This window comes from Acinetobacter legionensis (assembly GCF_057165765.1).
In genome coordinates, this window is the sequence record NZ_CM169896.1 from 3,524,324 (window position 1) to 3,538,321 (window position 13,998).

The window sequence follows — 13,998 nt, forward strand, 5'->3', positions numbered from 1 at the left end:
ACCGTTCAGAAGGTCGCTATAATCCAAACGAACGTTTAGATCGTTCAGATCGCCAAGAACGTAGCGAACAACCTGAAAAGAAAAAACCGTTTGTTGTGACAAAAGGTTTTAAAAAATTCTAAGTCTTTAACACTTATTTATTGACACTAAAAAGCCACTCAATCGAGTGGCTTTTTACACAGTAAAAATCTAAATCACCTGTCTGGTTCCTTGCGGAATTGAACTCAATAAGCGTTTGGTATAGTCATGCTGTGGTGACTGATACAACTCATCCGAATTGGCGATTTCAACGATATCACCGTGGTTCATCACCATAATTTGATCCGAAATATATTTCACCACAGACAAATCATGTGAGATAAAAATATAACTTAAGCCAAATTCATCTTGCAGATCTTGAAGTAAGTTCAGGACTTGTGCTTGAACCGATACATCAAGTGCTGAGACGGATTCATCACAGATTAAAATTTCAGGTTTTAAAGTTAAACAGCGTGCTATTGCAATACGTTGACGTTGCCCCCCAGAAAACTCATGCGGATAACGATCAAAGGCTTGCGCAGGTAAGCTTACTCTTTCCAGTAATTCCAAAGCCATCTTTTTACGTTCAGTATCATTTGCGCCAATTTTATGAACTTGCATCGGTTCCATCAAAATTTGCCCCACGGTAAAACGCGGATTAAGTGAGGCATAAGGATTCTGAAAGATAATTTGAATCTTACGTTGATACTGGGCAAACTCTTTTTCAGACATTGCCAAAATATCTTTACCTTGAAACAAAGCTTGGCCACCAGAAGCTTGTTGCAAGCGCATCAACAATAAACCAATGGTGGTTTTACCTGAGCCAGACTCCCCGACGAGCCCTAAAGTTTTACCTTTCGCCAGTTGGAAGGATGCCCCTTTGACTGCCTGAAATTCATCTTTGCCAAATAGCCCTTTACGGCTAAAAAATGATTTTTTTAAATCACGTACATCTAAAATAATTTCTTCACCGCCAATAAGACCTCGCTTACGCTCCGCAAAATCCACCTCAGTCAAACTCACCGCCTCAGTCTCAGGTACATCTTGAACTTGCATAAAATCACTAATGACTGGTAAGCGATATGGACGATGCGAAAGTTGCGGACGGCATAATAATAATGCTTTGGTATAGGCATCTTGTGGTTGTTCTAAAACAACCTTTGCTAAACCTTGTTCACGAATTTCACCATGACGCATCACAATCACTTCATCAGCAATTTCACTCACCAATGCCAAGTCATGAGTAATAAACAGCATAGACATTTGACGGCGCTTACGTAAAGCCTCCAACAAATCCAATATTTGTTTTTGGATAGTGACATCTAATGCTGTGGTCGGTTCATCAGCAATCAGTAATTTGGGTTCACAGGCGATTGCCATGGCAATCATGACCCGTTGCTGTTGACCACCAGAAAGTTGACTGGGATAAGCATCAATCTTGCTTTCAGGGGATGGAATTCCAACTTCAGTGAGCAACTCCAAAGTACGTTGTCGTGCTTGTTTACGCCCCATATTTAAATGAATACGCATAATTTCAGCAATTTGATCACCCACCGTAAACACAGGATTAAGTGATGACATCGGTTCCTGAAAAATCATAGCAATATCTTTACCACACATTGCACGCATTTGTTTGCTGTTTAAACTGAGTAAGTCTTTACCTTCAAAAATAATTTTACTGTTTTCAGCAATACGAGATTGGCCTTTGGGTAATAAACCCATGGTTGCTAGGGAAGTTACAGATTTGCCACTTCCTGATTCGCCAACCAGGGCCACGGTGGTATTGGTAGGAATCTGAAATGAAATGCCTTTTACAGTTTCAATAAATTGCTTATTTTCACCCTTAAAACTCACACTCAGATTTTTAACACTGAGTAGTACAGGAGGTGTCGCTTGTTGTTCTGACATCTTTATGCTCCTTATTTTAGTTTAGGGTCTAATGCATCACGCAATGCATCTGTAAACATTGAAAATGCGGTCACAAGCACGGCCATCGCTACTGAAGCTGCCACCAATTGCCACCATTTGCCTAAAATTAGCTCACTTTGTGCTTCATTCAACATACTACCCCATGACACCACTCCCACAGGTACACCAAAGCCCAAGAAGCTTAGAATTACTTCAGACTTAATAAATGCAACCACCAAGATCGACATCTGAACCAAAGCAATATGACTTACATTTGGGAAAATATGCACGAACATCCTTCGGGTATTACTGACACCAATTGCTTTGGCTGCCAGTACATACTCGCGTGAATTATGTTTCATATATTCGGCACGAATTAAACGAAATACCCCAGTCCAACCCGTTAATCCAAGAATTAAAACAATGGAAAGAATACCCTTTTGTTGCAGTACAGCAGCAATCGCCAACACCAACAATAGATAAGGTATCGAGGTAAAAATGTTATAAAACCAGTTCAGAACATCATCGACCCAACCACCAAAATAACCAGCGATTGCCCCTAAGAATGTGCCGATTACCACTGCCAGCAATGCCGAGATCAAGCCCACAATAATAGACGTTTCTGCACCTTTAATGGTTTTTAGTACTACATCCTGTCCCCATTTATCCGCACCAAAAGGCAAGGTTTGTTTGAGTTCGCTTTGCTGATCAAGTAAATGCCCACCCAATTGCTGATCAATGGCTTTCATATCTTCTGCAAGCGGATCTTGAATACCGTAGTAGTCAATCTCACCACCTGAAGTTTGTTCTGTTGAAATTTCAGTATTTAGTTCTTTGATCACATCTTTTAAAGGATCAACAGGATTTTCAGGTAAAGCTGCTACAGGTGTGGCTTTTTTTTCAGAATCTTGCGTGTTTTGATCTGCCCCTATAAATGTAGGTGGCGCATAACTCACGGCGACTTCTTTATTCCAATTTGATGCAATCACACCCGTCATGGAGAGTACCAATATGATGAAATAACACAGCAACACCAATAACGACAGCATAGCAATACGATCTGCTTTTAAACGTCGCATCGCCAATCGCCATAAACCAGGAGAAGTCTGTTGGTCTTGGACGTCTACTTTTTTAGATAAAATTCCGAGCATCATCCCACCTACTTCAACTGTACGCGTGGATCAACCACTTTATAAATCAAATCGGCAATGAGGTTAAAAATCATGGTCGCAGCAGCAACATATACGGTGATTGCTTTAATCACTGGAAAGTCGCTTCGTTCTACTGCAATAATGACTTCTCGTCCAATCCCCGGAATACCAAAAAATCGCTCAATTAAAAATGCTCCAATCAATAACGCTGGCAGGCTCGACATCACATCGGTAATAATCGGAATAGATGCATTACGCAGCACATGCACGCCCAAAATACGTCCCTCACCGACCCCTTTTGCCCGTGCAGTACGCACATAGTCCTGATTGACTTCATCTAAGACAAAGCTACGGTATAGACGTAAAGTCGGTGCAATACTCACCACTAACATGATTAAGATTGGCAATAGTGCGTATTGCAATAGATTTTCACTGATACTATCGCTCCAACCTTGTACAGGGAACCATCCCAGCTTATAGGCAAGACCGTATTGAAACACGATGATATAGACCAAAATACTGATCGACATCCCAATGGTACATAACAACATCACCATACGATCCGTCAACGAACCACGTACCGAAGCAACAGCCAAAGCCAGAATGATTGAAATTACAGTTTGTAAAATTGTCAGTGGAATGATGATGGTCAGTGATGGACCTAAACGGGTCAGGATAATGTTTGAAACTGATTCCCCGGTACTCCAGCTATTGCCATAATCAAAAGTCAGGATTTGCTTAATAAAAATCCACAATTGAACGTAATATGGTTGGTCTACCCCAAGTTGCTGACGAATATTTTCAATCTGTTCAGGATTTGCCATTTTTCCAGCAAGGATATAAGCAGGATCTCCGCCTACCCAGTTAAATAGAAAGAAAATCAGCAACACGACTCCCAACATGGTGGGAATCATTTGCCATATACGGCGCGTGATATATGCCAGCATAGTTCTAATTCCTTTTAATCACGTTGACCGGTAATTTCTTGAAAGAATGCCTTGTTATCCGGTTCTCTGCCCAAGAAATCAACAACCAACTGCTCTGCTTTCTTTTGTCCACCTTGTGACAAAATTGCTTTACGATAACGTGCTCCAACCTCTGGATTATTTAAGTTATCGCCAAAAGCAGAAAGCATGTCTAAGGCCATCACTTCAGACCACATATAGCCATAATAGCCGACTTGGTATCCGCCCATAATATGACCAAATTGCCCTGGGAATTCTGTAGTTGGCACATACCCTAAGGCGGTTTGATTTTCGAGTTTTTTCCATACCTCTAAAGGCTGGGTTTTTAAAGCATCTGCGGTATGCAGTGCCATATCGTATTGCGCATATAAAGTTTGACGAGAATAAAATAAGCCACGACCGTAGTTTTTAACGGCTTTTAATTTGCCAATCAATTCATCGTCGACACGCGGACAGGCGGGTTTGCAATAATTGGCTAAGGTCGACAGCGTTTCTTTACGGCGTGCCCATTCTTCATACATCTGTGACGGTGCTTCAACAAAATCTCGCTCGACTGAGGTGCCAGATTGTGAGGCATAACGGGTGTTTGATAAAATTCCGTGTAAAGCATGCCCAAACTCATGTACAAAGGTTTCCAGTTCATCACTGTTTAAACCTTTACGGTTAAAGTTGGTGACTAAGGCTGAAATCGGTTTACGCTGGGTTAGGGTACTGCCCCCCTTAACGCCCCACACCGCTGCATGACCATACTTTCCTTCACGTGGAAATTTATCGATATATAAACCACCTAAAAGCTGACCTGTTTTCTGATCTGTTACATCGTAATATTCAACTTCATCTTGCCAGACATCAACCTTGGCAGGCTTAAATTCAATCCCATATAGATTTGAAGAAATTGCAAATAACCAATCTTGTGATGCTTGAGTCGGGAAATATTCCCGCATTTTTTCTTGGTCAATTTTGTACTTTTCTTGGCGTAATTTTTCGCTCCAATAGCCCTCACTCCAACGGTTAATTTCCGCTTTTTCCACAGGAATATTTAAGGTTTTAGCCTTAAATTCACGCAGTGTTTGCACTTCTTTTTTCTCTAATGGCGCAACCGTACTATGTACCTCATTGAGGAATTTATTGACCGTTTCAGGATTTTTGGCCATACGATTTTTCAATGCCCAATCGGCATAACTGGCTTTACCGAATAATTGTGCAAGTTCATGCCGTAAATCAATCGCTTGTTTAAGCAACACTAAATTCTTTTCAGTACCACGGCGGGTATAAGCAATTTGATAACGTTTACGCGCATCATCACTGTCTGCCAATTCCATAAAAGGACGGTATTCTGGGTAGTCAAAACCCAACAGGTAATTGCCTTTTTCATTTTTCTTTAGATTGGCAATATAGCTTTCTGGTAAGCCTTTTAATTCGGCTGGAGTAAATTCTAATTTTTCAGGATTGTCTCGAATGTTACGGGCATATTCTTGTTGAATCTTGGTCAATTCATCTAAAATCACTTTTAAACGTGCTTGTTTTTCTGCGGGAAGTTGTACCCCTGTATCTTCAAAACCATCTAAAATATCTTGGCGATATTTACGGTCAATCTCATCACTGGCTTTGATTTTTTTAATTTGCTGATAAAGCTTTCCATCTTGATACACTTCAGTTTGAAACTGACTGATTTTAACTTCACAGTCTTCTGCGGCTTTACGTAAATCCGCGCTTGGGTCAACATTACTGGCTAAATTAATTGGTCCATAAAAATCTTCAAACTCTGCAAAAATTTCATCCCACTTTGCCAATACTGCTCCAGCAGGTGCATTATTTTTGAGTTTAACTTTGGCAAATTCAGCCAACTTGGTTTTAACGTCTGTAATTTTTGCATCACATTGGGCAGGGATATCTTTGGCCTGAAACTTGGGTAAAGTACTGCGCTCAGTTTCTGCAAAGGCCCATTGCCCCATACCCATTGACAACATACAGAGTGTAGTTAATTTAAATCGCTTCATTTTCATTTTCTCCAATCTTTCATTTATTCATTTTCAAATTTCAATCTGTTTATTTTTAAGCTTTTGATAGAGTTTATTTTTTCATATCAAAATACATCCATTCCGATGGAATAATCGGATGCTTTTTAAAGCCAATGACACGCGGTTGCGCCAAAGCATTGCGATAACGGGTCGATGCCATTTGTACCGGCATATACACTTCTAATATTCGCGCCATCTTATGGTATAAAGCATCACGCTCAGGACCCGGTTTCAATTTTTGCGTTTGTTCATATAAGCGATCATATTCAGGAATTTTCATGCAGGCACTATTGGTTGAATGGATATTCTTTCCATAAAATAGCTGCATAAAGTTATCTGCATCGGGATAATCTGCAATCCAAGCTGATCCCTTAAACATGGTTTTACATTGTTTTTCTGCTTTTAAACCTTCCGCAAAAGGCAAGGATTTGGTGGTCATTTTGACCTTGATATTGTCTAAAGTCTTTTTCCAAAATTCAGCACTTTGCTGACTACGTGTACTATTTCCATAAACAGTTAATTCAATTAGCAAAGGTTTACCATTCGGCAAGGTACGCCAACCATCGGCAGCAACCTTATAATGATAACGATCTAACAGTAAATTGGCGGCTTTGACGGAATAAGGAATACTGGTTTTATAGTTTGGATCATGCCCAATCACTCCATAAGGAATGGGGAATTGTAATCGTTGCGCATCACCTTTCATCAAAATCTTAATTTGATTATCAGGTGAAAAGGCCATTGCCATGGCACGACGTAAAGCAATTTTTTCTTTACTCAAACCACCAACAACAGGGTTTTGCATATTCCAGTAATAATAATCAATTGAAGGATCGGCAATACGGGAAAGTTGAATCCCTTTTTTGGCAAGTTCGGGTTTAAGCTGACCGTCTTGGATGGCTTGAACACTGAGATCACCATCCAACACAAATAAATCAGTTTCATCTTTACTAAATGATAACCAGCGTGATTGTGATTCTTCCATCACTTGAATATCGACCACACCGATTTGCGGCATTTTTTTGCCTTTCATGGCATCTACAATTTTTTGATCTTCTGGTGTGGATGCTTTGAAATCCCAAATATAACCACGATAATCTGGATTGGCTTTCAGGATAATCCGTGAGCCGGGTGTCCATTTTGTCAAGACATAGGGACCTGTTCCCACAGGATGTGCCATGGCAAAACCAGACCGATCACGATAATGTTCAATCACTTCTCGTGCAACTGCGCCAGCTGGTTGATGTGCCAACAGCATTGGGAAGTTTTGATCAACTTGTTTCAGTTTAATCACCAAGGTATAACGATCTGTCGCCTGAAGCCCTGCAACTGATAGATCATAATTAAACTTCCCTGTTTTTTTAGCTTGCTCAAGCACTTTGTCCATGCCTAGAATTTTGTCATCAAACAACCAACTATTGGGCGAGTGCAAACTTGGGTCTAACAAACGCTTATAAGAATAAACATAGTCTTGCGCGGTTAATTCACGGGCTTTGCCTTTAAATACAGGATCTTTGGCAAAATAAATACCTTTTTGAATTTTAAAAGTATAGGTTAAACCATCAGCACTGACTTCAGGCAGGCCCACCGCGGTACGTGGTACTAATTTGGCGGGTGATGCCAAATAATCATAGGTATATAAGCCTTCAAATATTGAATTATGTACATGTGCAGAATAAAGATCTTGGGTACCTGCTGGGTCAAAACCCGTTTCTGCAACTGGGAAAACATAACGTAAAACTTTATTTGGATCCGCTGGACTTTTGGCAAATACATTCATTGTGACTGTCAGGAGCATGCCCCCCAATAATGCACTAACCCCAATCTGCTTTAACTTTTGATTTAAATCATCCTTCATCATTTTATTCAACTTCATCAGGTTATTTTTTAGCTGGCTGAACATCAAGGTATTGCCAAACGGTATTGATCATTGGATGTGCTTTATAGCCTTGAACTTGTGGTTGCAACAGCCAATTACGAATACGGGTACTATGAATAATCCAAGGGTTATCTGCCTCTATCTGCCGACTGATTTTTTCATAAAATGGCGTTCGTTGTTGTGGCGGTAAAGTTAAAGCTTGCTGATACAGTGCATCATAAGCTTTAGATTGATAGCAACTTAAATTTCCTTTGCCTGAGTTCGGACCATAAAGCAATTGGGCAAAATTTTCTCCTTCAGGAAAATCAGCAATCCATGCCCCACCCCAAATCATATGTTTACACTGCATGGCTTCTTTTAAGTTATCGGCAAAATTACTGACCTTAAATTCTACACGCACTCCAATAGCATCTAAGTTTTTCTTCCATAACTCAGAATGAATGACTGAGCTTGAGCTATTTTCCGTATTATATTTCAGGGTAAACGGCTGCCCGTTGGGTAAAGTTCGATAACCATCTTTGCCTTTCTTATAACCAAATCGATCCAGTAATTTATTGGCCAATAACGGGTTATAGGCAATACTACTTCTATATTGAGCATTGTGCCCTTGCACCCCATCTGGCACCAACATTTCAGCCCTAACCGCTTGACCTTTATAAAGTTGCTTAATCGCTTCTTGTTGGTTGTATGCCAGCGTAATGGCTCGACGTAGCGCTATTTTGTCTAGACTATAACCTCCCACAATCGGATCTTTCATATTGAACATGGTATAGGTGATTTCAGGGTCTTTATTGGGAAAATGTTGAATGCCCTGTTGTTTAAGTTCTGGTTTTAATTGTGTGCCGTTTAAAGCCTGAGGAACCGCATTTGAGGTTAATTTGTCAAAATCCAATTGGCCTGACTTAAACGCCAACCACCTTGACTGTTCTTCCTCAATAATACTCACGACAACCTTACCGACTTGAGGCATTTTTTTACCCGACATCTCTTTGACAAGTTGGTTATCCCATGCCGTACCTGTCGATTTATAATTCCAAATAAAGCCACGATAGTCAGGGTTTGCCACCAGCTCAATTTTACTACGTGGCACGTATTTACTCAGTTGGTAAGCACCTGTACCTACAGGATGCTGCCCGATACGATCACCATAAAACTCAACAACTTCACGCGCTGTTCCGCTAAAAGTGACATAGGCCAAAATATAAGGGAAATTATAATCTGCACGGGTTAAGGTGAATTGTAGAGTGTATTTGTCTAAAGCTTTAAGCCCTGAAATGGGCGCATCATAATTAAACTTGCCTGTCTTTTTCGCATTGGCAACTATTTGCTCTAAACCTTGAATTTTGCCATCAATAAAAGAATAGGTAGGCGAATGGTTTTTCGGATCACTCACACGTTGAATAGAGTAAATATAATCCTGAGCAGTCAGCTCACGTCGTTTGCCTTTGAACGCAGCATCATCGGTAAAATAAATGCCTGGCTTAATTTTAAAAGTATAGACCTTGCCCTCTTGTTCTATTTTTGGCAATGCTTGTGCCGTATTGGGCACCAATACCACAGGACGAGCCAGATAATCATATTTTAATAAAGGTTCAAATATCGCCTCTGCGATATTCCCACTATAAAAATTATAGGTTTTCACCATATCGAAACCATCATCTGGTGCTTCAAAAGCCAAATTCAGGATTTTATTCGGTTGCGCAGGCGTTTTCGCGATCGCCATTTCCCTGTAACTCATTGCACCGACCAACAACGCAAATTGTAAAAGCTTGAATTCCAAATTCACACCTATGTATTTTTATTCATCAAATTATTTAAACAGAATACTGGCAACACCATCATCCTGTAGATTGCTGCTTTGGTGCCGAACCAGAACGTTAAATTAACAATAGTGAAAAATTGAACGATATAACAGTATTAAATGCAAAGCGAATATCATGCCACTACGATTACCCCTTCTAAATTTTATTTATTTTTACCGTAATAAAATCACATTAATTCTATGAATATCTATGATTGACATCCTATCGTCATCTTCCACCCCAGCCTAAATATTAAATTCAGATATCATTTATCAGAACTACTCATAATGCACAATTTAAGTACACACACGTTCCAAAATTGATCACTTATTTTATCAAACACTTTAAATACTCACTTAATCTTTTGATTTAAAATAATTAATATCAAAAACAAAGTCATAATTAATAGTTATACGATTCATTAGATCTAGTTAAAGTCTTTAAATAACAAATAAATATAAAGAATAATTAAAGCCATCAGCGTGTTTTTTAATCACAACTTCATATTGTATTAACATTAATTAAGACGACTTCCAAACTTATTTTTCTACCATCAAGTCACGGATGAATAAGAAGATTAAACACTAGTCACGTAAATTCTTATCATTTTTTTGTATATTTTTAAAACATATAATTAGATAGTTGGCACTTGAATTGCTAGAAAGCAATGCAGCAATATCGCTAAGTACAAAAAAAAACGGATGTCTGAAAATATGAAAGTAAACAAAAATGTTTGCACTTTGGGATCGCCAACGATGGGGAAAACCTTACTAAAGTTGAGTACGCTTAGTCTAAGTATGATGTGGCTATCGCTAGCGCATGCAGCAGAAACTGAAGAAAAAACACAGCCAACAAAAGTAGCCAAAGTCACAGTTACAGGGTCTTCAATTAAAGGTGTTGCAGCTCAAAGTGCTTCACCCATTACGATTATTAAAGGTGAAGATCTAGCCAAACAAGGGGTAACCACTGTCGAAGAAGCACTGACCAAAGTCAGTTCTAACCAAGCTGGTTTTTCTACATCTCAAAATGTGGGTGCAAGTAATACCGAGGGTTCATCAGCCAATTTACGTGGATTAGGCACAGATAAAACTCTGGTCTTATTGAATGGTCGTCGTCTGGCTTATAGCCCATTTAGTACATCAACCACCAACCTTAATATTATTCCAATGGCAATGGTTGAACGTATCGAAGTCCTCCGTGATGGCGCATCAGCGGTTTATGGTGCCGATGCAATTGGTGGTGTCATCAATTTTATTACCAAAAAATCCTTTGAAGGTCTCAACATCAGTGTGGGAGCGACTCAGCCCGAAGCCAGTGGTGGTGATAAACAAGATATTTCCATCTTTGGGGGCTATGGCAATCTAGATGAACAAGGCTTTAATGTTTACGGTGTGGTCGATTATCGTAGAAGCAACAATATCATGGCAAAAGACCGCAAGATCAGTCGCCGTGGTGGTGTAATTCCTGAGCTCGGTTTAGATGCCAGCTCAGCAAATGCTTTCCCAGCAAATATTTTTGATCCCAAAAACAATATTTTGGCAAATCCATACGGCAATACAAATTGTAATAACACACCAAATGTCGCTGCAGATGGCGGCTTATGTTATCTCAATACCCAAGCACTGATTGGAATTACTCCAGAAGTTGAAACAATTTCAGCACTTGGCCGCGGAACCTTTAAACTTTCAGATAAATTTAATCTGATTGGAGAATATATCTTCTCACGTAACGAAGTTACTACTTCGATTGCGCCTGATGTATATAGCCGTTCAGTCACGCTTCCTTCGACAAGTCAATATTATCCAGGCAAAGGTATTGTCCCCGCAGTGAATGGACTCAGCAATGGAGATTTACAACTCTATCTGCGTTCACAAGGGGGAAACCGTTCAGGCAAAACAACCAATGACTCACATCGTGCATTTGCAGGAATTGAGGGTGAAGCCTATGGTTGGGATATCAATGCAGGCTTAACCTATGCAAAAAGTGAAGCAACCGATAGCTTTAATGCGGGTTACCTCAATCAAAGTAAAGTTCAAGCTGCTTTAAACGACGGTTCACTCAATCCATTTGGCCCTTCAGCCGATGCTAATATTTGGAAATCTTTTGAAGTCAATGGGGATACCAATAAAGCCAGCTTAGACTCAACCTCTTTTGATGTCACTGTATCTCGTCCAATCTATACACTGCCTGCGGGTGACGTTGGATTTGCCTTAGGTGGTAGTTTTACCAAACAAAATTGGGATCAAAAAATTAATGCTGAGATCGTCAGACAAGTGCCTGGTAGCGGTATAGATCCAGATAAACCTGTGAGTAAGGGTGATCGAGATATATCTGCAGTATTCACAGAATTACATATCCCGATTTTAGCCAATTTAGAAGCGCAGCTCGCAGCACGTTATGATGACTATAGTGATTTTGGCGATACCTTCAATCCAAAAGTTGCTTTACGTTGGGAACCGTTAAAGCAATTGATGTTCCGTACCTCATACAGCACAGGTTTTCGTGCACCCAGCTTATATGACATCAACTCACCGCAAAGCCAAACCTTTACAGGTTCGAAATACAATGACCCTGTGCTCTGCCCCGGTGGTACTGCAACTTCACCACAATACCAAACTGAATGTAATGTCCAATTTAAGCGTATGCAAGGTGGGAATCCCGACTTAAAAGCTGAAGAGTCAACATCTTATACTGCTGGACTGGTGTTTGAGCCAATCAAAAATCTAGTATTTACAGCAGATTACTACAACATCAAAGTAGACAACCTGATTGATGCAATTACCGATTCAATTATTTTTGCTGACCCAAGCAAATATTCAAGTTTATTTGTCCGTGATGCAGATGGGCGGATCAAATATGTGAGTACCACTTTGATCAATATGGGTGGAATTAAAACCCAAGGAGTTGATTTAAGTTTGAACTATCTCACGCCTGTAACTAAAACAGGGCGTTTTGGTTTTGGTATTGATGGAACCTATGTCATTAAATATGACAAACAAGAAGAAAAAGGCGGGGAATGGGTCAGCCGTACAGGTAGCTATTATAACCAGCAAGTCTATTCTCGCTGGAAACATGTTGCCAATGTCAATTGGAGTTATGACAACTGGAAAATGATCTTTGAGCAACAGTTTAGCCGTGGTTATAAAGACTCAAATTCTATTGGTGAAGCCAAATATGATAACCATCGAGTCAGTGATTACATCCTTTATAACATTGCGGGCACTTATAGCGGATTTAAGAACTTAGAACTCACTGGCGGGATCAAAAATATTTTTGACCAAGATCCACCTGCATCCAACGTGACTGATAACTTCCAATACGGTTATGACTCTAGCTATGCAGACCCAACAGGTCGCGCATATTACGTCAGAGCAACTTACAAATTCTAATTGGGCATTTCGCAAACATTATCTAAGCCTTGTCATGGTGTTTGCGTAATTGATTCATTCACTTAGCCAAACAAAAGAATTGAACAGAATTTTTTATCGTCTCTCTTTTACTATTTATTGTTTGTCTCTCATTTCAGGAGTAGCAATGGGCAAGAATTTTTCAGAATTAGAAAATAATTCTTCCAAACGCCTGATCGGGATTGGAGCAGTCATCTTACTGCATCTAATCATTCTCTATGGCTTGATTACGGGTTTATCTAAAACAGTTGAAAAACCAGCGGATGAACCTGTTGAATTACTGATTATTCAGGACAAAAAACCTGAACCAGAAAAACCTAAACCCATTGAAAAACCACCAGAACTACCAAAGTTGGTGCAGAAAGTTTTGAAAACGCCAGATCCAAAGCCGACTGAAAAACCAATGGAAAAACCGACAGCAACACCAAAGCAGCCGGCTACACCCACAGCAACGCCTAAGACCTCAGAAAGTCCTGAGCCGACACCAACCCCGACGCCAAAGCCAGAAACAACACCAAAACCTGAGCCTGCAAAAGCAAAACCAACAGGTGAAACACGCGGTGTGTCGAGTGGAGAAGCGGGTTGTAAAACCCCTGATTACCCACGTGAATCTTTACAAAACGAAGAACAAGGTGAGGTCCTTATTTCGGTATTTGTGGGTAGTGATGGAAAGGTTAAAGAGGCCAAAGTAAAAAAATCGAGTGGGAGTAAAAGCTTAGATAAAGCTGCCTCGAAAGCTTTTAGTTTATGTAAGTTTAAACCTGCATTAAAGAATGGTGAACCTCAAGATTCTTGGTATGACATACCTTATGAATTTGTATTGAATTAATCAATTAAATAAAAATTT

The 13,998-nt window shown here is 39.9% G+C and carries 8 protein-coding genes; 2 read left to right on the forward strand and 6 right to left on the reverse strand.

The window, feature by feature from the left end:
• Positions 1–189: 189 nt before the first annotated feature.
• From AC2G3J_RS15980 to AC2G3J_RS16005, 6 genes are all read right to left on the reverse strand, one after another.
• Positions 190–1,926: an ABC transporter ATP-binding protein gene (locus tag AC2G3J_RS15980; protein WP_483770262.1), complete on the reverse strand. Its 1,737-nt coding sequence runs from the start codon at positions 1,924–1,926 to the stop codon at positions 190–192.
• 11 nt (positions 1,927–1,937) lie between these two features.
• On the reverse strand, positions 1,938–3,077 hold the full coding sequence (locus AC2G3J_RS15985; protein WP_483770263.1) for an ABC transporter permease: 1,140 nt from the start codon (positions 3,075–3,077) through the stop codon (positions 1,938–1,940).
• A gap of 8 nt (positions 3,078–3,085) precedes the next feature.
• On the reverse strand, positions 3,086–4,024 hold the full coding sequence (locus AC2G3J_RS15990) for an ABC transporter permease (RefSeq protein WP_483770264.1): 939 nt from the start codon (positions 4,022–4,024) through the stop codon (positions 3,086–3,088).
• Between the two features lie 14 nt (positions 4,025–4,038).
• The gene (locus tag AC2G3J_RS15995; protein WP_336953287.1) at positions 4,039–6,048 is read right to left on the reverse strand and encodes a M3 family metallopeptidase; all 2,010 of its coding nucleotides are present in this window, start codon (positions 6,046–6,048) and stop codon (positions 4,039–4,041) included.
• A gap of 67 nt (positions 6,049–6,115) precedes the next feature.
• The gene (locus AC2G3J_RS16000; RefSeq protein ID WP_419820732.1) at positions 6,116–7,861 is read right to left on the reverse strand and encodes an ABC transporter substrate-binding protein; all 1,746 of its coding nucleotides are present in this window, start codon (positions 7,859–7,861) and stop codon (positions 6,116–6,118) included.
• Positions 7,862–7,943: 82 nt separating this feature from the next.
• Positions 7,944–9,680, reverse strand: coding sequence for an ABC transporter substrate-binding protein (locus AC2G3J_RS16005; protein WP_483771088.1), 1,737 nt, complete (start codon positions 9,678–9,680; stop codon positions 7,944–7,946).
• A 777-nt stretch (positions 9,681–10,457) separates the two neighbouring features.
• Here AC2G3J_RS16005 and AC2G3J_RS16010 point away from each other — a divergent pair.
• Entirely contained in the window at positions 10,458–13,133 is a 2,676-nt protein-coding gene (locus AC2G3J_RS16010) for a TonB-dependent receptor (RefSeq protein WP_419359164.1), read from the forward strand.
• 145 nt (positions 13,134–13,278) lie between these two features.
• Positions 13,279–13,980, forward strand: coding sequence for an energy transducer TonB (locus AC2G3J_RS16015; RefSeq protein ID WP_419359162.1), 702 nt, complete (start codon positions 13,279–13,281; stop codon positions 13,978–13,980).
• Positions 13,981–13,998: the final 18 nt, after the last annotated feature.